The following is a 23,423-nucleotide window of genomic DNA, read 5'->3' on the forward strand; positions in this document are numbered from 1 at the left end:
GGTCAGCCGCGCTGCAGCGTGCCCGGTTCGCGCCGGCGCATCGGCCGGCGGCGCCGTTCCAGCGCGCCCGGATTGAGCACGCAGGCCAGTTGCAGCGTGGTGCAGGCCAGCAGCATGCCGCTGCCCCACAGCAGCGTGGGCGCGTGGCGCGTGGCCAGGATCGCCAGGCAAGCCAGCGCCGGCAGGGTCAGCAGGGCGGTGCCGAGCCAGCGTTCGCGGCCCGGGCGGCGCATGCGCTCGGCCATCATGCCGACGTAGACGAAGCCGGCCGCCATCAGCGCGGCGCCGAGCACCGCCGGCACGGCCATGGACAGCGGCAGGTTGCCGCTGCCGGTATCCGACAGCAACACCGGCAGGACGATCACGAGCAGGCCGCACGCGAGCAGGGACAATAAACGCAGGACGATCATGCCGGCACCCCCTGGGTGCGCGGCGTCGGATGGAAGCGGGTCATGACGGCAGTATATGGATGAGTTGCGATCGAGGTTATCATAAAGGCAACCCGACCCGCGCACGCCTGCCGTCCGCGTGCGCGCCCGCGGGGGCTTACTCCTGGCGCAGCCAGACCTGCGAACGGCCCAGCATCGGCACGCCGATATAGCCGCGCACTTCGAGCTTCCTGCCGCCTTCGCGCACGCTCAGCTTGCTCTTGTAGACCTTGCCGTTCTTCGGATCGAGGATCTCGCCGCCGTCGTAGACGTCGCCATCCTTCTTCAGGCCGGTCAGGATCGTCATGCCGACGATCGGCTGGTCCTTGCGCGCGTCCGTGCACTGGCCGCACTTCGGGTTCTGGTCTTCGTCGGGCTTGCGGAACAGTTTTTCGATGGTGCCCTGCAGCGTGCCGCCGTTGTCGGTGATGCGGATCAGGGCGGTCGGCTTGCCGGTGGCGTCGTCGATGCTCTTCCACAGGCCGACGGCGGAATCCTGCGCGAAGGCGAGGGGGGCGGCGAAGGCGGCGGCGAGCAGGGAAGTGGTCATCAGGGTGCGCATGGCGGTCTCCAATATTGTCCTATGTCCGGAGTGTAGCAAACTGAACGACCGTTCGGTCATCGGAAAGCGTACGGCATCACGGTACGCGCGTATAGAACTTCGTGTCGACCGCCATGACGGGAAACGCCGCGGGCAGGGCGGCCATGCCCACTTCCTCGAAGCCGTTCCTGGCGTAGAACCGGTGCGCCGCCAGGAACCTGTCGGTCGTCCCCAGCCAGATGCGCCGCATGTCGCGTGCGCGCGCCCAGTCCAGCAGGGTGTCCAGCAGCCGTTGTGCCACGCCCTGCGCCGCGCCGCGATGGCTGGCCGCCACGAACATCTTGCGCAGCGCGCCCGCGCCGTCGCCGATGTCACGCAGGGCGATGGTGCCGACCACCACGCCGCCGTCGAGCGCCACCCAGAACTGGCCGTCGCCCTGCTGGTAGAAGCCGGGGATGTCGAGCAGGTCCGGCTGGCCGGCCAGCGTGACCGGAATGCCGAATTCTTCCCGCTGGATCGGCAGGACGACGCCGACGACCCCGTCGGCATGGGAAGGAGAGAAGGGAACGATCTGCGTCATGGGGCGGAGGGATGCAAAGGCTCATCATAGCGCAGCGTTGGGACTTGAATGATGGATCGCATCGTCATATCGATACAAATTTATTTCAATATTTACTTTACGCGTTGATACCCATAGAATCGTGTTACTTAAATATTGAAAGGAATTTGTATATGACCGAGCCCACCCTGAACGTCGCCATTCCGCTGACGCCGGGCAGCGACGTGAACCTGCTGCTGGCGCGCGTGCGCCAGGCCGTCGCCGCGGCATGCGATCCGGCGATCCGCAGCTTCGCATTCAGCGTTCCCGCCGTGGCGGCCGAGGCGCCGGCCGAGGCGCAGTCCGGCGATGCAGCGGCCGCACCGGCCGCTGCCGGGCCGCGTGGCTGGGCCGACATCGACGTGCGCGCCGTCGTGCTGGGCCTGCCGTCGAAGCAGCGCGACGTCATCAAGGCCGCGATCGACAATGGCGGCCAGATCGACCGCGACGCGACCTATGCGATCATCAAGCGCTCCAAGGACAAGCGCCTGACCGGCTTCACCAAGCCGATCGACAATGCAATGGAAGCACTCAAGAAGAACGGCACGCTGCACGACGATGCCAAGCCGCTCCTGATCCCCATTTACAAGGGCAGCGGCCAGGCCAAGGCGTTCCGCGTGCCGGAAGAGGTGGTGCAACGCTGGAAGCAACTGGCCTGACAACCCACCGCGCCAATGAAAAAAGCCGCGCCCGGCATTGCCCGGCGCGGCTTGTTATTGGCGGCAGTCCTGGATCAGGCCGTGGCCAGCTTGCCGTACTGTTCCGTCAGCTTGGCCAGCGTCGCGCTGAAGTTGTCCAGGCGCTCGCGCTCCTGGGCCACGACGGCGGCCGGGGCACGCGCGACGAAGCTTTCGCTGGACAGCTTGCCGTTGGCCTTGGCGATCTCGCCCTCGATGCGCGCGATTTCCTTCGACAGGCGCTCGCGCTCGGCGGCGACGTCGATCTCGACCTTCAGCATCAGCTTGGTGGTGCCGACGATGGCGACGGCGGCCGGCGAGTCCGGCAGGGCGTCGACGATCTGCACCTCGGACAACTTGCCCAGCAGCGCCACGTACGGGGCGAAGCCTTGCGCGGCGGCGCGGTCGGCGTCGTTGGCAGGTTCGACGATCAGCGGCACGCGCACCGACGGCGACAGCTTCATCTCGCCGCGCAGGTTGCGGGTGGCGTCGGTGAGCTTCTTGAACTGGTCCATCCAGGCTTCGGCGGCCTCGTCGATCAGCGCCTCGTCGGCGATCGGGTACGGCTGCAGCATGATGGTGTCGCCGGTTTTCCCCGCCAGCGGCGCCACGGCCTGCCACAGCGCCTCGGTGACGAACGGAATGATCGGGTGCGCCAGGCGCAGCACCACTTCCAGCACGCGCAGCAGCGTGTGGCGGGTGGCGCGCTGTTGCGCTTCCGTGCCCTGCTGGACCTGGACTTTCGCCAGCTCCAGGTACCAGTCGCAATATTCATCCCAGACAAACTTGTAGATGGCGCTGGCAATATTGTCGAAGCGGTAGTCGGCGAAGCCCTTGGCCACTTCCAGCTCGACGCGGTTCATCAGCGAGATGATCCAGCGGTCGGCCTGGGACAGGTCGGCCGGGTCCGGCTGGCCGCAATCCTTGCCTTCCGTGTTCATCATCACGAAGCGGGTCGCGTTCCACATCTTGTTGCAGAAGTTGCGGTAGCCCTCGCAGCGGCCCAGGTCGAAGTTGATGTTGCGGCCCAGCGAGGCATAGCTCGCCATCGTGAAGCGCACGGCGTCGGTGCCGAAGGCCGGGATGCCGTTCGGGAATTCCTTGCGGGTGGCCTTGGCGATCTTTTCGGCGGCGCGCGGGTCCATCAGGCCGGTGGTGCGCTTGGTCACCAGCGAATCGACGTCGATGCCGTCGATCAGGTCGATCGGGTCCAGGGTGTTGCCCTTCGACTTCGACATCTTCTGGCCGGACGAATCGCGCACCAGGCCGTGCACGTAGACGGTCTCGAACGGCACCTTGCCGGTGAAGTGCGCGGTCATCATGACCATGCGCGCGACCCAGAAGAAGATGATGTCGAAGCCCGTCACCAGCACGGACGACGGCAGGAACATCTGCATGTCCCTTGTCTGTTCCGGCCAGCCCATGGTCGAGAACGGCACCAGCGCCGACGAGAACCAGGTGTCCAGCACGTCGTCGTCGCGGCGCAGCGCGCCGGTGACGCCGGCGGCCTGCGCTTGCGCCTGCGCGTCTTCCTCGCTGCGGGCGACGAAGATCTGGCCTTCCGGGCCGTACCAGGCCGGGATGCGGTGGCCCCACCACAGCTGGCGCGAGATGCACCAGTCCTGGATATTGCCCAGCCACTGGTTGTAGGTCGTCGACCAGTTTTCCGGCACGAACTTGATCTCGCCATTGGCGACCTTTTCCAGCGCCACGTCGGTGATCGACTTGCCGGGATTGAACGTGCCTTCCGGCGCCGGCTTGCTCATGGCGACGAACCACTGGTCGGTCAGCATCGGCTCGATGACGACGCCGGTGCGGTCGCCGCGCGGCACCATCAGCTTGTGCGGTTTCACTTGTTCCAGCAGGCCCAGCGCGTCGAGGTCGGCGACGATCTGCTTGCGCGCGGCGAAGCGGTCCAGGCCACGGTAGGCTTCCGGCGCGTCGTCGACGATCTTCGCTTCCAGCGTCATGATCGACCGCATCGGCAGGTTGTGGCGCTGGCCGACGGCGTAGTCGTTGAAGTCGTGCGCCGGCGTGATCTTCACGCAGCCGGTGCCGAAGGCCTTGTCCACGTAGCTGTCGGCGATGACCGGGATCTCGCGGCCGCTAAGGGGCAGCGTCAGCATCTTGCCGTGCAGGTGCGTGTAGCGCTCGTCGGTCGGGTCGACGGCGACGGCGACGTCGCCCAGCATCGTTTCCGGACGGGTGGTGGCGACCGTCAGGTGGCCCGAGCCGTCGGCCAGCGGGTAGCGGATGTACCACATCGAGCCGTCTTCTTCCTGCGAATCGACTTCCAGGTCCGACACGGCCGTGCCCAGCACCGGGTCCCAGTTGACCAGGCGCTTGCCGCGGTAGATCAGGCCCTGTTCGAACAGGCGCACGAACACCTCGGCGACGATCTTCGTGCGCGGCTCGTCCATCGTGAAGTATTCGCGCTGCCAGTCGGCGGACGCGCCCAGGCGGCGCATTTGGCCGGTGATGGTGCTGCCCGACTTTTCCTTCCACTCCCAGACTTTCTCGATGAACTTCTCGCGGCCCAGGTCGTGGCGCGAGATCTTCTGGGCGTCGAGCTGGCGCTCGACGACGATCTGGGTCGCGATGCCGGCGTGGTCGGTGCCCGGTACCCAGGCCGTGTTAAAGCCACGCATCCGGTAGTAGCGGGTCAGGCCATCCATCACGGTCTGGTTGAAGGCGTGGCCCATGTGCAGGGTGCCCGTCACGTTCGGCGGCGGCAGCTGGATGCTGAACGAAGGCTTGCCCTCGTCCATGGTGGCGGCGAAGTAGCCGCGCTGTTCCCACTCCGTGCGCCAGAAACGTTCGATGTCGGCTGGCTCGAAAGACTTTGCTAATTCCATGATGTGGCGTGTCGTGTATTCGGTTGTTTGGATGCTGCGAAAACGGCCATTATAGATGACGGCGCAAGGCCTGCGACCGGACGATGCCGGTTTTTATGGCATGACCGTTCGCCAGATATTTGTTGTAAAGAAACATTTTTGATGGCGGAGGGTTGGTGCGCGTGATATATTTTTGGTTAACGCGAGCCGCCCCCATAATCGCCGGCCCCGCTTTTTCTTCCACGCGCCCAAGCAAGATGCCAATGAGTTCCTCCGCTTCCTCCCGCCGCCTGATCCTGCTGGTCGACGACGACCCCGTCATGCTGGAATACCTGTCGACCGTGTTGCGCCACACCGGCTACGACACCATCGAAGCCTCGTCGGCGCCGGAGGCGCTGCAGCGCATCGCCGAACGCGAAGGCGACATCGCGATGGCGCTGCTCGACATCAGCATGCCCGGCATGTCCGGCCTCGACCTCGCGCGCCGCCTGCGCGACCATACGGGCGTCGCCTTCATGTTCCTGTCCGCCGTCGACGACGCCGAGAGCGCGCGCCAGGCCGCCAGCCACGGCGCGGTCGGCTTCCTGGTCAAGCCGATCGATGCCGCGCGCCTGCTGCCGGCGCTGGAATCGGCGCTGGCCCGCGCCGACGAGATCCGCCAGCTGCGCCGCACCGAGGTCAACCTGAACGCCGCGCTGGCCGCCGGCCGCGAGACCAGCCTGGCCGTGGGCCTGCTGATGGCGCGCTTCCAGACCGACCGCAACACCGCCTTCGAGGTGCTGCGCGACCACGCGCGCTCGAACCGGCGCAAGATCAACGAGGTTGCCGAGCAGATGGTGGCGGCAGAGGAATTGCTCAATAGCCTGCACGGGGCGTTCGCGGGACGGCTGCGCGGTAAATAAGCGGAGCACTTCTACCGTCGCCCCGGCGCAGGCCGGGGTCCAATGCTGCTGGCGCTGTCGAAACGCATGCAAGCTTGGGCCCCGGCCTGCGCCGGGGCGACGTGCGGTATGGCGCGCTGTACGGCGCGGTACATGCTGCTACCCGTTTCGCCCCGCCGCCACGCCCGTCGTGGCGAACCGCTCCCGGTACTGCCCCGGCGCGATCCCCATCCGCTTCTGGAACACCCGCCGCATCTGCGCCTCGCCGTTGAAGCCGGCGCGCGCCGCCACGGTCTTGAGCGGCAGCGCCACGTCGGCCAGCAGCTGGCGCGCCCGTTCGAAGCGGCAGGTGGCGATGAATTCCTGCGTGCTCAGGCCCACTTCCTGCAGGAACACGCGGGCGAAATGGCGCTCGCTCATCATCGCCTTCTGCGCCAGCTGGGCCACCGACAGGCGTTCGTGCAGGTTATCCAGGATCCATTTCTGGATGTCGCGGATGCCGGGACGCGCCGTGCGTTCGCTCAGCAGGTGCGAGCTGAACTGCGATTGGCCGCCCGGGCGCTTCAGGTACACCACCATGTCGGTCGCGACCTGCAGCGCCAGTTCCTTGCCAAAATCCTCCTCGACCAGGGCCAGCGCCAGGTCGATGCCGGCGGTGACGCCGGCCGAGGTCCAGACGTGGCCGGCGCGCACGAAGATGGCGTCGGCGTCCACCGCGATGCCGGGATGCTCGGCCTGCAGGCGCTCGGCCACGCTCCAGTGCGTGGTCGCGGGCTTGCCGTCCAGTACCCCCGCGGCGCCGAGGAAGAAGGCGCCCGAGCACAGCGCCGCCAGCCGCGGCAGCCGCGGCGCCGCCCTGGCGACCCAGTCGACGATGGCGCCGCCCTGTGCAAGCGCGCGGTGGATGTCGCGCGCGCCGACCACGATGGCCGTGTGCGGCAGGGCCTGCGGGTCGAGGGTCCGGGTCGCGTGCAGCGACATCAGCGTGTCCGACGGCACCTGGCCCGCGCGCATGGACGCGATGCGCACGTCGTAGCCGTCCGGCCTGCCGTCGCGCCGCAGGTGCACGTTGGCGTATTCGAACACGGACATCGGGCCGATGGCTTCCATGGCCTTGAAACCGGGATAGACGACGATGTCGACGGTCGTGGCGGGACGGGAGAGAGGGTCTGCTGCTGACATATCCGGTCATTATCACACCATTTACGGACATGGGACGCGGTGCCTATTGGCCGCGGCCGCGCTTGTGCGGATAATGGCGGGATCGTACAACCACCCAGGAACACATCAATGAAAACCAAGGCAGCGATTGCATGGGCAGCGGGGAAGCCGCTGACGATCGAAGAGGTCGAACTCGAAGGTCCGAAGGCGGGCGAGGTGCTGGTCGAGGTCAAGGCGACCGGCATCTGCCATACCGACTACTACACGCTGTCGGGCGCCGATCCGGAAGGCCTGTTCCCGGCCATCCTGGGCCACGAGGGCGCCGGTGTCGTCGTCGACGTGGGCCCGGGCGTCACCAGCCTGCGCAAGGACGACCACGTCATCCCGCTGTACACGCCGGAATGCCGCCAGTGCAAATTCTGCCTGTCGCAGAAGACCAACCTGTGCCAGGCCATCCGCAGCACCCAGGGCCGCGGCCTGATGCCGGACGCCACCAGCCGCTTTTCGCTGGACGGCAAGCCCATCTACCACTACATGGGCACCTCGACCTTCTCGAACTACATCGTCGTGCCGGAAATCGCGCTGGCGAAGGTGCGCAACGACGCGCCGTTCGACAAGATCTGCTACATCGGTTGCGGCGTGACCACCGGCATCGGCGCCGTGATCTTCACGGCCAAGGTCGAGGCGGGCGCCAACGTCGTCGTGTTCGGCCTGGGCGGCATCGGCCTGAACGTGATCCAGGCGGCCAGGATGGTCGGCGCCGACAAGATCATCGGCGTGGACATCAACCCGGCCCGCGAAGACATGGCGCGCAAGTTCGGCATGACCCACTTCGTCAATCCGAAGGAAGTCGAGAACGTCGTCGACGCCATCGTCCAGCTGACCGACGGCGGCGCCGATTACTCGTTCGAGTGCATCGGCAACGTCACCACGATGCGCCAGGCGCTGGAATGCTGCCACAAGGGCTGGGGCCAGTCGATCATCATCGGCGTGGCCGAGGCCGGCAAGGAGATCGCCACCCGTCCGTTCCAGCTGGTCACCGGCCGCGTCTGGAAGGGCTCGGCCTTCGGCGGCGCCCGCGGCCGCACCGACGTGCCGAAGATCGTCGACTGGTACATGGAAAACAAGATCAACATCGACGACCTGATCACCCACCACCTGCCGCTGGAACGCATCAACGACGGCTTCGACCTGATGAAGTCGGGCGAATCGATCCGCTCCGTCGTCGTGTTCTGATCCACGCCGCCGCCCGCGGCCCCGGACCTTCCCGGGCCGGGCGCGGCGGCGCGGCGCATCGCGCCCATGTTCCGTCCGTACCGCCGATTCGGCAGCCTGTCGCAGTCCGCTGGCGGGCGCGCGGGCGCGCGTCCATCATGTTCCCATCGCCCTTGACCACCGATGGAGAAACCATGTCCCCGATCCGCATCCCGACGTTCCGCACGCCCGCCCTGCTGGCCCTGGCGCTGGCCGCCGCCTGCTTCCACCCGCCTGCCCGCGCCCAGGACACGCCGGTCGGCGACGGCGCCTCGTATGCGGTGGTGCGCCACGATGGGCAGGACATCAGCGCCACCGGCAAGGTGAAGGACTGGGATGCGCTGCGCAAGACCGGCAGGCAGGTCGACGGCGAATTCCTGTGGGTCAACGAGGGCGGCAAGTCCTGGGTGATCCGCGACGCGGCCACCGTCGCGCAGGCGCGCGCCGCCTGGGCGCCGGTCGAGCGCCTGGGCAAGCGGATGGACGCCTACGGCAAGGACATGGACCGCCATGGCAAGGCGATGGACGCGCTGGGCAAGGACATGGACCGCAGCGCCAGGGGCATGGAACCGGACCAGGGCCGGATCAGGGCGCTCGAACGGCGCATGGGCGCGCTCGGCACCGAGATGGGCGAGGTGGGCGCGCGCATGGCCACGGCCGATGCCGCCGAGCGCGGGCGCCTGCAGGCACGCATGGCCGTCCTGCAGCGCGAGATGAACCGCCTGGGCGGCGAGATGCACGCCGCCACGCGCTCCGAGGCGCAGCAGCAGGCCGAGCGCGACATGCGCCAGGCCAGCCTGCGCATGGAGGCGGCGCACAAGCCGATGGATGCGCTGGGCAAGCAGATGGAAGCCCTGGGCAAGGAGATGGCGCAGGAAAGCCAGCGCGCCGACAAGACGGTGCGCACGCTGGTGCGCGAGGCGATGGCCAGGGGCCTGGCGCGTCCGGCACCACAGGGCTGACCGGGACCGGGGGCACGCACGATTGCTTTCGCGAAAACATGGAAATGCCCGTTCTTGTATGATGCGGCCCCCGCGCCCGGAACGCCGTTCCCGGCGCGGCAAGACCAATAACCATCGATCGGAAATACCATGTTCAAGAAAATCGCCCTGGCCGCCGCGCTGGCCCTGGCAAGCGCCTCCTCCTTCGCCGCCGCACCGACCGCCTTCTACGGCGGCCTGGACGTCGGCGCCAGCAAGCTCGACGACTTCGACAGCACCAAGACCAGCGTCGGCGGCTTCGTCGGCTACGGCTTCAACCCGTTCTTCGCCGTCGAGCTGGGCTACCGCCAGCTGGGCAAGTTCGATTACCTGGGCGCCGACGTCAAGGCCAAGCAGACCCACCTGTCGCTGGTCGGTTCCTATCCGCTGAACCAGCAGCTCGACGTCTACGGCCGCATCGGCTACAACCACCTGCGCGCCGAAGCCTCGTACCGCGGCGTGACCGCCGGCGAGAAGACCGATACCGGCCTGTACGGCATCGGCCTGAACTACAGCTTCACCCCGACCATCGACGGCCGCATCGAAGTGCAGAAGCCGTCGAGCGATTCGACCAACTACAGCGTCGGCGTCGTGTTCCAGTTCTGATCGACCGTCGATCCGGCACATGGACGGCATCCGTTCCCGAGGGAACGGATGCCGTTTTGCGTTGGCGCGGCCTGCGCCCGCCGGAGATTGCCGCGCCATGGCAGATGTGGCAGCATGGCGTCCTTGCCGTATCCGCCTGACAACCTTTCCGGAAGCCCGCCAATGCGCCCAGTCCGCCTCGCACTCGCTTTATCCCTTGCCGGCGCCGCAGCGCTGGCGTCGGCCCAGAACGCACCGTCCGTATCGCCCGCACCATCCGCGCCGGTCGCCGAACGTCCCGCCACCGAATTCCCCTACACGCCCGGCCTGGACGTGAGCGCGATGGACCGCAGCGCCGACCCCTGCGTCGATTTCTACCAGTACGCCTGCGGCGGCTGGATGAAGAACAACCCGATCCCGGCCGACCAGGCGCGCTGGTCGGTGTACGGCAAGCTGGCGCTGGAAAACCGCCGCTACCTGTGGGGCATCCTGGAAGACCTGTCGCAGCGCCGGGACGGCCGCAACGCCAGCCAGCAGAAGATCGGCGACTACTTCGGCGCCTGCATGGACGAGCGCGCCATCGAGCAGCGCGGCGCCGCGCCGCTCCAGCCCTGGCTCGACCGGATCGCCACGCTGCGCTCGGCGCGCGACCTGCCGCGCGTGCTGTCGGCGCTGCACATGGGCCTGGCCGACCCGGGGCTGTTCTTCGGTTTTTCGTCGAGCCAGGACTACGGCGATTCCTCGCGGGTCATCGCCTTCGCCTTCGCGGGCGGCCTGGGCCTGCCGGACCGCGATGCCTACCTGAAGACGGATGCGAAATCGCGGGAGGTGCGCGCCAAGTACGTCGCGCACATCGCCAACACCTTCCGATTGCTGGGCGACGCTCCGGCCCGGGCGCAGCGCAACGCGGCGCGCGTGATGGCGATGGAGACGACGCTGGCGAAGGCGTCGCTGTCCTCGGTCGACAAGCGCGACCCCTATAAACTGTTCCACAAGATGGATGCCCGGGGCCTGCAGGCGCTGACCCCGGGCTTCGACTGGACGGCCTACCTGGACGCCATCGGCCAGAAGGGGCTGGACAGCTTCAACGTCACCGAACCGGCGTTCTACAAGGCGCTGGCGAAGATGTGGAAGAGCAACGACATCGAGGCCACGCGCACCTACCTGCGCTGGCACGTGGCGCGCAACCTGTCGCCGGTGCTGGCGTCGCGCTTCGACGAAGAACACTTCGACTTCTTCAGCAAGACGCTGCGCGGCGTGCAGCAGCAGCAACCGCGCTGGAAGCGCTGCGTGGCGCTGGTCGACCACCAACTGGGCGAGGCGCTGGGCCAGGAATTCGTCGGCCGCGCGTTCTCGCCGGAACTGAAGGCCAAGGCGCTGCACATGACGCGCCAGATCGAGGAAGCGATGAAGAAGGACATCGACGAACTCGACTGGATGAGCCCGGACACCAAGGCGAAGGCCCAGGAAAAGCTGGCCGCCATCGTCAACAAGATCGGCTACCCGGACAAGTGGCGCGATTATTCCAGCTACGTCGTCGAGGCGGGCGACTTCGCCGGCAACGTCGAGCGCGGCAACGCCTTCGAGATGCGGCGCCAGCTGGCCAAGATCGGCAAGCCGCTCGACCGCAGCGAGTGGGGCATGACGCCGCCGACGGTGAACGCCTATTTCGATCCGCAGATGAACGACATCAACTTCCCGGCCGGCGTGCTGCAACCGCCGCTGTTCGATCCGAAGATGGACGACGCGCCGAACTACGGCAACACCGGCGGCACCATCGGCCACGAACTGACCCATGCCTTCGACGACGAGGGCCGCCAGTTCGACGCCCAGGGCAACCTGAAGGACTGGTGGACGAAGAAGGATGCCAGCGCCTTCGAGGAACGCGCCCAGTGCATCGTCGACCAGTACGCGCAGTACACGGTCGTGGACGACATCAAGATCAACAGCAAGCTGACGCTGGGCGAGGACGTCGCCGACCTGGGCGGCCTGATCCTGGGCTGGATGGCCTGGCAGAACGAGATGGCGAGCATGCCGGAGAAGGCGCGCCCGCAGGGGCTGCGCGACGGCCTCACGCCGGAACAGCGCTTCTTCGTCGGCAACGCGCAATGGGCTTGCGAAAACGACCGTCCGGAAAACCTGCGCGTGAGCGCGATGACCGACCCGCACTCGCCGGGCCGCTACCGCGTGAACGGCCTGGTGGTGAACATGCCGCAGTTCCAGCAGGCGTTCCAGTGCAAGCCGGGGCAGCCGATGGTGAAGGAGAAGCGCTGCCGGGTGTGGTAAGTGCCGTCGCCCCGGCGCAGGCCGGGCCGGATTTCCTGGCGCAGTCGATATGCATGCGGAAACTGGACCCCGGCCTGCGCCGGGGTGACATGGTTGGTGCGCCGGGGGGGAGGTGGTCGATGCGCCGGGGTGAGGTGTTTGGTGCGCCCGGGGGACGTGAAGGCTGTGCCGGCCGCGCGCTAGCGCCGCGTCATGCGGTCGCTGCGCCTGGCCTGCATGTGCACCAGGTTCGCCTCGAACGCCTGCATTTCCAGCCCGACCGGGCTCAGGTCGATCGCCGCATGCTGCAGCATCGGGAACAGCGCCGTTTCCTCGTCCTGCATGTGGTGCAGCACGGCGGCGATCAGCTCGCGCACCAGCGCGTCGGCGCGCGCGTCGTCCGGCGCCATCGCCTGGAGCGCGGCCAACACGTCGTCGACGTCCAGGCTGGCCTCTTCCAGGTGGGCGACCAGGTTCGGCTCGACGCGGCGCACGGCCGGGTAGAACACGGTCTCCTTCAGCCGCTCGAGGTTGTGCACGGCTTGCACGAGCTGGACGGCGGCCTGTTTCCTCACTTCGGTGCTGGGGCTGTTCAGGTAGCGGTCGGCGAGCTTGCGGACCAGGTGGTGGTCGCGCAGCAGTGCCGTGATCGGATTGCCTTCCGGCGACGCGTCGAGCGTGAACCGGCGGTTCGGATCGTGGGTGGTCAACATGGAGTTCTCCTGGGAACGGTAGGCCGGCACATCCGCGATATGCCGTCGGGATCATGCTACCTGCCCCGGGAGCGCGCTTCTGTTAGATCGGTGACGAAAGGACGGTATCCGTGCCCGCAGGACGCTGCGCCGCAAAAAAAACGCCGCCCTCGTGGCGGCGCCGCTACGCAGGATGCGCGGATCAGTGCTGCGAGATGCTGCCGCGCCAGGCGCCGCTTTCCTTGCCGCGCGATTCCAGCATGTCCTTGAACTTCTGCAGGTTGCCCCGTGCTTCCAGGCGCACCGCGCCCAGGGCGTCGCCGATCTTTTCCAGCGGGCCTTCGGGCGCGTAGTCCATCTGCAGCACGACGCGGGTGACGTTGTCGGAAATCTTGTGGAAGGTCACGACGCCGCCATTCGGCACGCCGCTGGTGCTGCGCCAGGCGATGCGGTCGTCGGGGATCTGCTCGGTGATCTCGGCATCCCATTCCTTGTCTTCGCCGGCGACGTTTGCTTTCCAGTGCAGGTGCCTGTCGTCGATCTGGCGGATTTCCTTGACGCTGGCCATGAACTGCGGGAAATCCTCGAACTGGGTCCACTGGTTGTAGGCCGTGCGCACCGGGACATTGACCTCGATGGCTTCGATGATGCCCGAGTCCAGGCCCGAGCCCTTGCGTTTCATTTTTTTCGACAGCATCATGCCGCCGACGGCCAGCGCGGCCACGGTCACTACGCGATTCAGCATTCTCGACTCCTGTACGCGATGAAGCGTTGTTGGGTTTGCAAAACCGGCCCGCCGCGCACCGTTGCGCGGCAGGCCGCCTGATCGACCATCTGCATCCAACTTACGCCAATTCGCCGTTTCACGGCGCGCAACAGCGGCGATTTCCGCGCGGGAAAGTTTTGACGGCCGATGCGGGTACTGTATGGATGATCAGTAAAATTGGCGCCGGACAGCAGCCGTGGCGCGTCCCGAACGCTATAATGGCCGGATGAATCTCCTCGACAACCTGAATCCCGAACAGATGGCCGCCGTCACGCTGCCGTCCCAGAGTGCACTGATCCTGGCCGGCGCCGGCTCGGGCAAGACCCGCGTGCTGACGACCCGCATCGCCTGGCTGATCCAGACGCAGCAGGTGTCCCCGGCCGGCATCATGGCGGTGACGTTCACCAACAAGGCGGCGAAGGAGATGCTGGCGCGCTTGTCGACCATGCTGCCGATCAATACGCGCTCGATGTGGATCGGCACTTTCCACGGCCTGTGCAACCGCCTGCTGCGCACGCACCACCGCGATGCCGCGCTGCCGGCCTCGTTCCAGATCCTGGATTCGCAAGACCAGCTGTCGATGATCAAGCGCATGCTGAAGGCGCTGAACGTCGATACCGAAAAGTATCCGGCGAAGGACTTGATGTACTTCATCAACAACGCCAAGGACAATGGCCAGCGCGCGCACGACGTCGAAGCCTACGACCACGTGCAGAAGCGCATGGTCGAGCTGTACGAACAGTACGACCAGCAATGCCAGCGCGAAGGCGTGGTCGACTTCGCCGAGCTGCTGCTGCGCTCGTACGAACTGCTGCAGCGCAACCATCCGCTGCGCCACCATTACCAGATGCGCTTCCGCCACATCCTGGTCGACGAGTTCCAGGACACCAACGACCTGCAGTACAACCTGCTGAAACTGCTGGCCGGCCACAACGAACCGGCAGGCGGCGCCATCTTCGCCGTGGGCGACGACGACCAGAGCATCTACGCCTTCCGCGGCGCCAACGTCGGCAATATGCAGGCGTTCGAGCGCGACTTCGAGGTCAAGAACCTGATCAAGCTGGAGCAGAACTATCGCTCCTACGGCCACATCCTGGACTCGGCCAACGTGCTGATCTCGAACAATACCAAGCGCCTGGGCAAGAACCTGCGTACCGACGCCGGCCAGGGCGAGCTCGTGCGCGTGTACGAAGCCTCGTCCGACCTCGAGGAAGCGCAATGGATCGTCGACGAGGCCAAGAGCCTGATGGGCGAGGGCGTCAAGCGCAGCGAGATCGCCGTGCTGTACCGCTCGAACGCCCAGAGCCGCGTGATCGAGCACGCGCTGTTCGCGGCCGGCCTGCCGTACACCGTGTACGGCGGCCTGCGCTACTTCCAGCGCGCCGAGGTCAAGCATGCCATCGCCTACCTGCAGCTGATGGACAATCCGCACAACGATTCGGCCTTCCTGCGCGTGGTGAATTTCCCCACGCGCGGCATCGGCGCGCGCTCGCTCGAGCAGCTGCAGATGGCGGCGGAAGCGCATCGCGTCTCGCTGTACGCGGCCGTGCCGCACATGACGGGCAAGGCCGGCAGCGTGCTGGGCGGCTTCGTCAAGCTGATCGAGGGCGCGCGCTTCGAGACCCAGCAACTGCCGCTGCCGGAAATGGTGGGCGTCGTGCTCGAGCGCAGCGGCCTGCTGGCGCACTACGAGAACGAGAAAGAGGGCCAGGAACGCATCGAGAACTTGCAGCAGATGGTCGGCGCCGCCACCCAGTTCGTGCAGGAAGAGGGCTTCGGCACCCATGCCCCGGCCCACCTCGGCCCGCAGGCCCAGGCCAGCAGCGGCGAGGCGATCGTGCTGCAGGACGGCGTCGAGATCCTGGACGCCGATGCGCCGCTGGCCACCGTGATGTCGCCGCTGTCCGCCTTCCTGGCGCACGCCTCGCTGGAGGCGGGCGACGCCCAGGCCCAGGCCGGCCAGGAAGCGATGCAGCTGATGACGGTGCACTCGGCCAAGGGCCTGGAGTTCGATGCCGTGTTCATCACCGGCCTGGAAGAAGGCCTGTTCCCGCACGAGAGCAGCTCGCGCGAAATGGACGGCGTGGACGAGGAACGGCGCCTGATGTACGTGGCGATCACGCGCGCGCGCAAGCGCCTGTACATGAGCTTTACCCAGCAGCGCATGCTGCACGGCCAGACCCGTTTCAACATGAAGTCGCGCTTCTTCGACGAACTGCCCGAAGATTCGCTGAAATGGCTGACGCCGCGCGTGCAGACCAACTGGTTCGCCGGCCGCAAGTCCACCACCGCCTGGGACGACGCCAGTTTCCGCGAAGGCGGCATCGATAACCAGATCGCCAAGCAGATCGCGCAGAAGTCGGCCAGCGGCAACGGCACCGGCTGGCGCATCGGCGAATCGGTGAGTCACGCGCGCTTCGGCGAGGGCGTGATCGTCAACATCGAGGGCGGGGCCGGCAGCGCACGCGCGCAGATCAATTTCGGCGCGGCGGGGATGAAGGTGCTGGACCTGTCGGTGGCGAAGCTGGAGCGGATCGCCAGGTAACATCGGGGGCGCATTGGTGCGCACAGGGTGCGGTGGCTGAACACCGGGGTCAGAGCCCCTTGAAAAGCAACACCGGGCTCTGACCCCTAGGGCTTGCCGAAAATGGTCCGGTACCCCGCATACATCGCGCACTGCAACAGCAGCATGAACAGGAAGATCAGCCACATGATCAGCACGCGCCCCAGGTTGGCGTTGCCGAACACCATGGCCACGACCATGCACAGGCCGAAGAACAGCGCGAACCACGACGCCAGCATCACCAGGAACGGCCCGGCCGCGCGCAGCACGGCGAAGAAGCTGTAGAAGGTCGCCTTGCCCGGCCCCATGTTCTTCCAGTAGGTCAGCGGCGCCACGAAGCACAGCGTCACCAGTACCGCCACGTACAGCAGGAACATGCCGAAGAACGCCAGCAATTGCGCGGGCGCCACGTCGGGCGGGTTGCGGCCGTCGCTGCCGGCTTCGGCCATCTGCTGCATGAATTCCGCCGGCACGGCCACCCGCATGACGATCATCAGCACCAGCGATACGACCAGGTAGACCAGTCCCGCCTTGCACAGCGGACCCAGCGCGGGCTGGCGGAAGCCCGTCAGCAGCACGGCCGGGGTGACCCGCTCGCCGTTCTCGATCATCAGGCAGGCCTGCATGAAGGCCATCGAGAACGAGGGGATCAGGATGACGGCCAACAACGGTCCGATGAACGGCACGGCGGACATGCCGATGCTGAACAGGATGTTGGCGAACAGCAGTGTCGTGAGAGCGAGAGGTTGCTTGCGAAACAGGGCGCCGCCCTGTTTCAGCCAAGCCCAGCCGGTGCTTGCGGGCAAATTGTTCATGCGGTCAGGTCAGGCGCGGGCACGGCGATGCGCTCGCGCAGGACGCGTTCGAAGTGGGTCGGATCGTGCGGCGTCAGCAGTTCGGCCGCGCGCGGTCGATACAGATCGTACAGGCGCGACAGCCAGAACCGCAATGCCGCCGCGCGCAGCATCGGCTGCCAGGCCGCGCGCTCGTCGCGCGTGAACGGGCGCACGGCGTGATAGGCGCGGGTCAGCGCCAGCACGCGGTCGGTATCCAGGCGGCCGCTGTCCAGGTCGATGCACCAGTCGTTGACGGTGACGGCCAGGTCGAACAGCCAGCTGTCCCAGCCGGCGAAATAGAAATCGAAGCAGCCGCTCAGTTTTTCGCCGACGAACATCACGTTGTTGCGGAACAGGTCGGCATGCACGGGGCCACGGGCCAGGCCGGCATAGGTGGTGCCGGCCGCGAACGCGCGCTGGAACGCCAGCTCGGATTGCAGCAGGGTGGCGGTGGGCGCGTCCAGGAAGGGCAGGACCTTGGGCACCGTCTCGGTCCACCAGTCCAGGCCGCGCAGGTTCGGCTGCTTCAGCGGGAAATCCTGGCCGGCCAGGTGCATGCGCGCCAGCATGGCGCCGACTTCCGCGCAGTGCACGGCTTGCGGATCCATCTGCGAGCTGCCGTCGAGCTTGCTGACGATGGCGGCCGGCTTGCCGTGCAGCGCCACCACCAGTTCGCCGGCCGCGTTCGGCACCGGGGCCGGCACGGGAATGCCGCGCTCGGCCAGGTGGCGCATCAGCTGTACATAGAAGGGCAGTTGCTCGAAATCGAGGTTTTCGAAGATAGTGAGGACGAACTCGCCGCGTTCCGTCGTCAGGAAGAAGTTACTGTTTTCGATACCGCTCGAGATACCCTGGATCGCGAGGGCTTTGCCTAGGGGAAACTGCGTGATCCACTGGGAGAGGTCGTCCAGTGTGACCGAAGTGAAAACTGCCATCGTGGTGGAGAAAGTGTGGTCGCTGTAGCGGCCGCGTGCGCGGCCGTCCCGGTTGACGGTTACTTCTCCCCGGCGCCGGCGGTGGCCGGCATGGGGGGAGGAGGCGGTACGTCGGCCGCGGCCGGTGCATTGGTGCCGGATTCGCTCGTGGCTTTCCGTTTGCCCGACAGGTCGAACTCGCCCACTTTCCATTGCGGCGCGCGGATCGAATTCGTCTGCGCATTGCCGGGTTGGGCGTTCGGTTTCATGTAGTAATGGCTGCCACCCGAGGTGACTTCGACTTCGGTGACCTGGCCGCCGTCGCGGGTTTCCTTGATCTCGGTGCCGCGCCTGGACGGGATGGTCGTTGCCGGCACGTCGCTGCCCGGTTCGATGCGCTCCAGCTTGGGCGGCGCCTCGCTCGGCGGCGCCTGGCGCGTCTGCTGGGCCGTGGCCACGCCGGCTTGCGCGGCGAGGAACAAGGCGAGGAGGGAGAGGCGGGAGAGCGGTCGCAGCATGATGGTCACCTTTGTCGTTTAGTCCATTGTAACAAACGGCGGCCCGCCCTGTGAAAAGTGTCCAGGCGTCCCCATCTTTCCTGCATCGGCCGCCGCGCTTCCCGGTTGTTCCGGATCCGGCGGCGCCGCGCTTTCCGCCTCCCCGATTCTGCGATAATGGCGCACGATTTTGCCGCGCCGGACCGGCCTGTTGCGCCGCCGGACGCCCCAACCAGGATTTCCCGCCCATTCATGGACAATACCCTTCTTCTCGTCGACGGTTCCAGCTACCTCTATCGCGCCTTCCACGCGCTGCCCGACCTGCGCAGCCCGGACGGCTACCCGACCGGGGCGATGCACGGCATGGTCAACATGCTGCGCCGCCTGCGCGCCGACTTCCCTGCCGCCTACATCGCCTGCGTGTTCGATGCGAAGGGCAAGACCTTCCGCGACGATATGTATCCGGAATACAAGGCGACGCGCGCCTCGATGCCGGACGACCTGAGCAAGCAGATCGCGCCGATCCACGAGGTGGTGCGTTACCTCGGCTGGCCGATCCTGATGGTCGAGGGCGTCGAGGCCGACGACGTGATCGGCACGCTGGCCGCGCAAGCCACCGCGCGCGGCATGAACACGGTCGTCTCGACCGGCGACAAGGACCTGGCCCAGCTCGTCAACGACAAGGTCATGCTGATCAATACGATGAGCAACGAAAAGCTCGACGAGGCCGGCGTGCTGGCCAAGTTCGGCGTGCCGCCGAACCGCATCATCGACTACCTGACCCTGATCGGCGATACCGTCGACAACATCCCGGGCGTGTCCAAGTGCGGCCCGAAGACGGCGCTCAAGTGGCTGGCGCTGCACGGCTCGCTCGACGGCGTGATGCAGAACGCCGCATCGATCGGCGGCGCGGTCGGCGCCAACCTGCAGGCCGCGCTGGAATGGCTGCCCAAGGGCCGCGAGCTGATCACCGTCAAGACCGACTGCGACCTGGCCGCCCACGTCGTGTCGTTCGAGGAAACCCTGATCGGCCGCCCGGAAGACAAGGACGCGCTGCGCGACTTCTTCCAGCGCTACGGCTTCAAGACCATGCTCAAGGACCTGGGACCGGGCAATGCCGGCAAGTACGGCACGCCGGGCGCGCCTGCGCCCGCGGCGGCCGTCCTGAACTCGCCCGAAGGCGCGGGCGGCACGCAGGAAGGCATGCCGATCATCAAGGGCGAGTACGAGACCGTCACGACGCTGGAACAGCTGGACAAGTGGCTGGCGCTGATCGACGCGGCGGCCCTGACCTCGGTCGACACCGAGACCACGTCGCTCGACCCGATGACGGCCGAGATGGTCGGCATCTCGCTGTCGGTGGAGGCGGGCAAGGGCGCCTACATCCCGCTGGCGCACCGCTACGCCGGCGTGCCCGAGCAGCTCGACCGCGCGCTGGTCATCGAGCGCATGCGCGCCTGGCTGGAAGACCCGGCCAAGCCCAAGCTGGGCCAGAACCTGAAGTACGACACGCACATCTTCGAGAACCACGGCGTCAAGCTGCGCGGCATCGTGCACGACACGCTGCTGCAGTCCTACGTGTTCGAATCGCACAAGCCGCACGACATGGACACGATGGCGCTGCGCCACCTCGGCTACACGACCATCCCGTTCGTCGACGTGTGCGGCAAGGGCGTGAACCAGATCTGCTTCGACCAGGTCGAACTGGGGCGCGCCACCGAATACGCCGCCGAGGACGCCGACATCACGCTGCGCCTGCACGACAAGATGATCGGCTACGTCGAGGGCGACGAGGGCCTGAACACCATCTACCGCAAGATCGAGCTGCCGACCTCGGTCGTGCTGCAGAAGATCGAGCGCAACGGCGTGCTGGTCGACGCCGACCTGCTGGGCGTGCAGTCGAACGAACTGGCCGCGCGCATCATGCAGCTCGAGCAGCAGGCCTACGAGATGGCCGGCGGCCCGTTCAACCTGGGTTCGCCCAAGCAGATCGGCGAGATCTTCTTCGGCAAGCTGCAGCTGCCCGTCATCAAGAAGACCGCCACCGGCGCGCCGTCGACCGACGAGGAGGTGCTGCAGAAGCTGGCCGAGGACTATCCGCTGCCGAAGGTGCTGCTGGAACACCGCGGCCTGTCCAAGCTGAAGTCGACCTATACCGACAAGCTGCCGAAGATGGTCAACGCCAGGACCGGCCGGGTGCACACCAACTACGCGCAGGCCGTCGCCATCACGGGCCGCCTGGCCTCGAGCGATCCGAACCTGCAGAACATCCCGGTGCGCACCGCCGAGGGACGGCGCATCCGCGAAGCCTTCGTGGCGGCGCCGGGCAACGTCATCGTGTCGGCCGACTATTCGCAGATCGAGCTGCGCATCATGGCCCACATCTCGGGCGACGAGGCGATGCTGCGCGCGTTCGCCGCGGGCGAGGACATCCACCGCGCCACCGCCGCCGAGATCTTCGGCGTGGCGCCGGACGAGGTGCAGGGCGAGCAGCGCCGCTATGCGAAGGTCATCAACTTCGGCCTGATCTATGGCATGAGCGCCTTTGGCCTGGCGCAGAACCTGGGCATCGAGCGCGCCGCGGCCGGCAACTACATCGAGCGCTATTTCCAGCGCTTCGCCGGCGTCAAGCAGTACATGGACGAGACGCGCCTGCTGGCCAAGGAGCGCGGCTACGTCGAGACGGTGTTCGGCCGCCGCCTGTGGCTGCCCGAGATCAACTCGCCGAACGGCCCGCGCCGCGCCGGCGCCGAACGCGCGGCGATCAATGCGCCGATGCAGGGCACGGCGGCGGACCTGATCAAGCTGGCCATGATCGCCGTGCAGGACTGGATCGAGACCGCGCAGCTGGCCACGCGCATGGTGATGCAGGTGCACGACGAACTGGTGCTGGAAGTGCCGGAGGGCGAGCTGGAACTGGTCAAGCAGAAGCTGCCGGAACTGATGGCCGGCGTGGCCACGCTGAAGGTGCCGCTGGTGGCCGAGACGGGTGTCGGGCGCAACTGGGAAGAGGCGCACTGACCGAAGCGTATGGTTGCCTGATGCAGGCGCTGGTTGAACGCGTGGACGGGTTCCCCGTCCACGCGTCCAACCTGCGTAAAAACTACCCCTTCCTGCGCCGCGCCAGCGCGCCGAGCACCCCCAGCCCGCCCATCAGCATCGCCGCCATCGCCGGCTCCGGCACCGGCGCCGCGTGCGATTCCGCCACCGCATAGGCATCGAGCGCCAGGTAGCCACTGACCCATTCTCCCTGCGACGCCGCGGTCACCGCCAGCGTGCCCTCGTGCGCGCCGTCCTCGAGCCGGAAGGTCTGCATGAAGCGCTCGCCGTCGTTGTAGCCGGGCAGCGAGCCGTACAGCTCGGCCAGCGCCGTCGGCCACGACACGCCCGGCGCTTCCGGGCTGGCCCACATGGCGGCGTCGGCCAGGAAACGTACCTGCGTGTTCGGCGCCAGCGTGAAGCGGAAGCTCCGGTTGGCGCTGACGTAGCCGTAGCCGCTGTACAGCGCCAGCTGCGCGCTGGCCGTGTCCGCGCGCGTGTCGGCGTGCAGGCTGGCGTAGGCGTTGTCGAAGCCGGTGGCGCCGTAGGCGTCGATGCGCACGCCGTCGATCTCGTTGCCTTCCTGGTCGTAGACGCTGGCATAGGATTGCGTGGCGTAGGCGTTCACGCCGATCCAGGGCGCGATGCCGTCGTCCGGCGCCAGGTCGACCAGTTCCCAGCGCAGCTGGCCGACGGTGACCCCGGCCGCCTGCTGGGCCAGCGCCGGTGCGGCGAAGGGGGCCGATAACGCGGCGGGCAGGAGGGCCGCCGCCAGGATTCGCTTGATGCTCATCGTTGCTCCAAGTCGTGGTGGAGTCAGGCACTCTAGGAGATCGGCGACAGCGGGCCTTATGCGTCGTCAATACTCGCCCGGCATCGAGCGGCCGTGCAAGCGGACATCAAGGTTTCGCTGCTAAGATGGCAAGTCTTATCAAGACAGGAGGATGCTGGATGAAAGATCTCGTACAGGACGGCGACAGCCTGGTGGCCGATTCCCCGTTCGCGGACGGCGTCGCGCGCCGCGATTTCCTGAAGGTGGCGCTGGGGAGCGGCTTCGCCGCCGCCACGCTGCCGGTCGCGGCGCAGTCCGTGATCAAGACCGATACCGACGGCCTGGAGGCCGGCACCGTCACGCTCACCGTCGGCGGCCAGGCCGTGCCCGTGTACCGCGCCCGGCCGGCGGGCAAGTCGAACCTGCCGGTGGTGCTGGTGGTGTCCGAGATCTTCGGCGTGCACGAGCACATCGCCGACGTCGCGCGCCGCTTCGCCAAGCTGGGCTACCTGGCGCTGGCGCCAGACCTGTTCGTGCGCCAGGGCGATCCGTCCAGGGTCCCGAACATCGCCGACCTGATGAAGACGATCATCGCGCGGACGCCGGACGCCCAGGTGATGGGCGACCTCGACGCCTGCGTCGCCTGGGCCGCGCGCAACGGCGGCAACGTCGACAAGCTGGGCATCACGGGCTTTTGCTGGGGCGGCCGCGTCACCTGGCTGTACGCCGCGCACAATCCGAAGGTCAAGGCCGGCGTGGCCTGGTACGGCCGCCTGGTGGGCGACGCCACGCCGAACACGCCGCAGCACCCGGTCGACATCGCCCCGGCGCTGGCGGTGCCGGTGCTGGGCCTGTACGGCGCCAAGGACACCGGCATCCCGCTCGACACCGTCGAGACGATGAAGGCCGCCCTGGCCAAGGGGAAGAGCGGCTCGACGTTCGTGGTCTACCCGGACGCCGGCCACGCCTTCCATGCCGACTACCGTCCCAGCTACAACGAGAAGGATGCCAGGGACGGCTGGACGCGCGCGCTGGCCTGGCTCAAGGCGCACGGCGTCGCCTGAACGCCGGCTGCGCGCAGCCAGCGGCCGCGGGTTGATGCAGCCGAGTTGCACGGGGGCGGGCCGGTAGGAGTACAAT

Annotated in this window: 20 protein-coding genes; 9 read left to right on the forward strand and 11 right to left on the reverse strand. The window is 67.0% G+C overall.

Going from position 1 to position 23,423, the window contains the following annotated elements:
• Window positions 1–2: 2 nt before the first annotated feature.
• The 3 genes from QZ749_RS09795 to QZ749_RS09805 all read right to left on the reverse strand — a co-directional run bounded on the left by QZ749_RS09795 (window position 3) and on the right by QZ749_RS09805 (window position 1,549).
• A complete protein-coding gene (locus QZ749_RS09795; protein WP_296945976.1) occupies window positions 3–410 on the reverse strand; it encodes a hypothetical protein in 408 nt (135 codons plus the stop codon).
• A 136-nt stretch (window positions 411–546) separates the two neighbouring features.
• Window positions 547–990, reverse strand: coding sequence for a DUF2147 domain-containing protein (locus tag QZ749_RS09800; RefSeq protein ID WP_296945978.1), 444 nt, complete (start codon window positions 988–990; stop codon window positions 547–549).
• Window positions 991–1,066: 76 nt separating this feature from the next.
• On the reverse strand, window positions 1,067–1,549 hold the full coding sequence (locus QZ749_RS09805) for a GNAT family N-acetyltransferase (RefSeq protein ID WP_296945980.1): 483 nt from the start codon (window positions 1,547–1,549) through the stop codon (window positions 1,067–1,069).
• A 152-nt stretch (window positions 1,550–1,701) separates the two neighbouring features.
• On the opposite strand from QZ749_RS09805, the gene QZ749_RS09810 reads away from it, so the two are divergent.
• Window positions 1,702–2,226 (forward strand): hypothetical protein, encoded by a 525-nt coding sequence (locus QZ749_RS09810; protein WP_296945982.1) that lies wholly within the window; start codon window positions 1,702–1,704, stop codon window positions 2,224–2,226.
• 74 nt (window positions 2,227–2,300) lie between these two features.
• Here the strand turns inward: QZ749_RS09810 and QZ749_RS09815 are convergent, their stop codons facing one another.
• Window positions 2,301–5,099, reverse strand: a complete 2,799-nt coding sequence (locus QZ749_RS09815) for a valine--tRNA ligase (RefSeq protein WP_296945985.1) — start codon at window positions 5,097–5,099, stop codon at window positions 2,301–2,303.
• Between the two features lie 242 nt (window positions 5,100–5,341).
• Here QZ749_RS09815 and QZ749_RS09820 point away from each other — a divergent pair, with 242 nt between their 5' ends.
• Window positions 5,342–5,980: an ANTAR domain-containing response regulator gene (locus QZ749_RS09820; RefSeq protein WP_296945986.1), complete on the forward strand. Its 639-nt coding sequence runs from the start codon at window positions 5,342–5,344 to the stop codon at window positions 5,978–5,980.
• A 138-nt stretch (window positions 5,981–6,118) separates the two neighbouring features.
• Here QZ749_RS09820 and QZ749_RS09825 read toward each other — a convergent pair whose 3' ends face one another.
• The gene (locus QZ749_RS09825; RefSeq protein WP_296945988.1) at window positions 6,119–7,141 is read right to left on the reverse strand and encodes a GlxA family transcriptional regulator; all 1,023 of its coding nucleotides are present in this window, start codon (window positions 7,139–7,141) and stop codon (window positions 6,119–6,121) included.
• A 108-nt stretch (window positions 7,142–7,249) separates the two neighbouring features.
• On the opposite strand from QZ749_RS09825, the gene QZ749_RS09830 reads away from it, so the two are divergent.
• The 4 genes from QZ749_RS09830 to QZ749_RS09845 all read left to right on the forward strand — a co-directional run bounded on the left by QZ749_RS09830 (window position 7,250) and on the right by QZ749_RS09845 (window position 12,225).
• Complete coding sequence (locus QZ749_RS09830; RefSeq protein ID WP_296945991.1) at window positions 7,250–8,356, forward strand: S-(hydroxymethyl)glutathione dehydrogenase/class III alcohol dehydrogenase; 1,107 nt, start codon at window positions 7,250–7,252, stop codon at window positions 8,354–8,356.
• 173 nt (window positions 8,357–8,529) lie between these two features.
• The gene (locus tag QZ749_RS09835) at window positions 8,530–9,336 is read left to right on the forward strand and encodes a hypothetical protein (protein ID WP_296945992.1); all 807 of its coding nucleotides are present in this window, start codon (window positions 8,530–8,532) and stop codon (window positions 9,334–9,336) included.
• A gap of 129 nt (window positions 9,337–9,465) precedes the next feature.
• On the forward strand, window positions 9,466–9,960 hold the full coding sequence (locus tag QZ749_RS09840; protein WP_296945993.1) for an outer membrane beta-barrel protein: 495 nt from the start codon (window positions 9,466–9,468) through the stop codon (window positions 9,958–9,960).
• Between the two features lie 162 nt (window positions 9,961–10,122).
• The gene (locus QZ749_RS09845) at window positions 10,123–12,225 is read left to right on the forward strand and encodes a M13 family metallopeptidase (RefSeq protein ID WP_296945997.1); all 2,103 of its coding nucleotides are present in this window, start codon (window positions 10,123–10,125) and stop codon (window positions 12,223–12,225) included.
• Between the two features lie 179 nt (window positions 12,226–12,404).
• Here QZ749_RS09845 and QZ749_RS09850 read toward each other — a convergent pair whose 3' ends face one another.
• On the reverse strand, window positions 12,405–12,917 hold the full coding sequence (locus tag QZ749_RS09850; RefSeq protein WP_296945999.1) for a hemerythrin domain-containing protein: 513 nt from the start codon (window positions 12,915–12,917) through the stop codon (window positions 12,405–12,407).
• A 181-nt stretch (window positions 12,918–13,098) separates the two neighbouring features.
• The gene (locus tag QZ749_RS09855; RefSeq protein ID WP_296946002.1) at window positions 13,099–13,641 is read right to left on the reverse strand and encodes an SRPBCC family protein; all 543 of its coding nucleotides are present in this window, start codon (window positions 13,639–13,641) and stop codon (window positions 13,099–13,101) included.
• A 247-nt stretch (window positions 13,642–13,888) separates the two neighbouring features.
• Here QZ749_RS09855 and QZ749_RS09860 point away from each other — a divergent pair, with 247 nt between their 5' ends.
• Window positions 13,889–16,207, forward strand: coding sequence for a UvrD-helicase domain-containing protein (locus tag QZ749_RS09860; RefSeq protein ID WP_296946005.1), 2,319 nt, complete (start codon window positions 13,889–13,891; stop codon window positions 16,205–16,207).
• Between the two features lie 86 nt (window positions 16,208–16,293).
• On the opposite strand, the gene QZ749_RS09865 is transcribed toward QZ749_RS09860, so the two are convergent.
• The 3 genes from QZ749_RS09865 to QZ749_RS09875 are packed head-to-tail and all read right to left on the reverse strand — an operon-like array spanning window position 16,294 to window position 18,493.
• Window positions 16,294–17,040: a BPSS1780 family membrane protein gene (locus QZ749_RS09865; RefSeq protein ID WP_296946007.1), complete on the reverse strand. Its 747-nt coding sequence runs from the start codon at window positions 17,038–17,040 to the stop codon at window positions 16,294–16,296.
• Complete coding sequence (locus QZ749_RS09870; RefSeq protein WP_296946009.1) at window positions 17,037–17,996, reverse strand: homoserine kinase; 960 nt, start codon at window positions 17,994–17,996, stop codon at window positions 17,037–17,039. Before QZ749_RS09870 ends, QZ749_RS09865 begins: the two co-directional genes overlap by 4 nt.
• A 59-nt stretch (window positions 17,997–18,055) precedes the next feature.
• Window positions 18,056–18,493 (reverse strand): hypothetical protein, encoded by a 438-nt coding sequence (locus QZ749_RS09875; RefSeq protein WP_296946010.1) that lies wholly within the window; start codon window positions 18,491–18,493, stop codon window positions 18,056–18,058.
• Window positions 18,494–18,724: 231 nt separating this feature from the next.
• Here QZ749_RS09875 and polA point away from each other — a divergent pair, with 231 nt between their 5' ends.
• Window positions 18,725–21,493 (forward strand): DNA polymerase I, encoded by a 2,769-nt coding sequence (gene polA, locus QZ749_RS09880; protein ID WP_296946012.1) that lies wholly within the window; start codon window positions 18,725–18,727, stop codon window positions 21,491–21,493.
• Window positions 21,494–21,575: 82 nt separating this feature from the next.
• Here polA and QZ749_RS09885 read toward each other — a convergent pair whose 3' ends face one another.
• The gene (locus tag QZ749_RS09885) at window positions 21,576–22,304 is read right to left on the reverse strand and encodes a PEP-CTERM sorting domain-containing protein (RefSeq protein WP_296946014.1); all 729 of its coding nucleotides are present in this window, start codon (window positions 22,302–22,304) and stop codon (window positions 21,576–21,578) included.
• A gap of 158 nt (window positions 22,305–22,462) precedes the next feature.
• On the opposite strand from QZ749_RS09885, the gene QZ749_RS09890 reads away from it, so the two are divergent.
• Entirely contained in the window at window positions 22,463–23,347 is an 885-nt protein-coding gene (locus QZ749_RS09890) for a dienelactone hydrolase family protein (RefSeq protein ID WP_296946016.1), read from the forward strand.
• Window positions 23,348–23,423: the final 76 nt, after the last annotated feature.

The sequence above is a fragment of the uncultured Massilia sp. genome, assembly GCF_913773735.1.
Classification (GTDB): domain Bacteria; phylum Pseudomonadota; class Gammaproteobacteria; order Burkholderiales; family Burkholderiaceae_D; genus Telluria.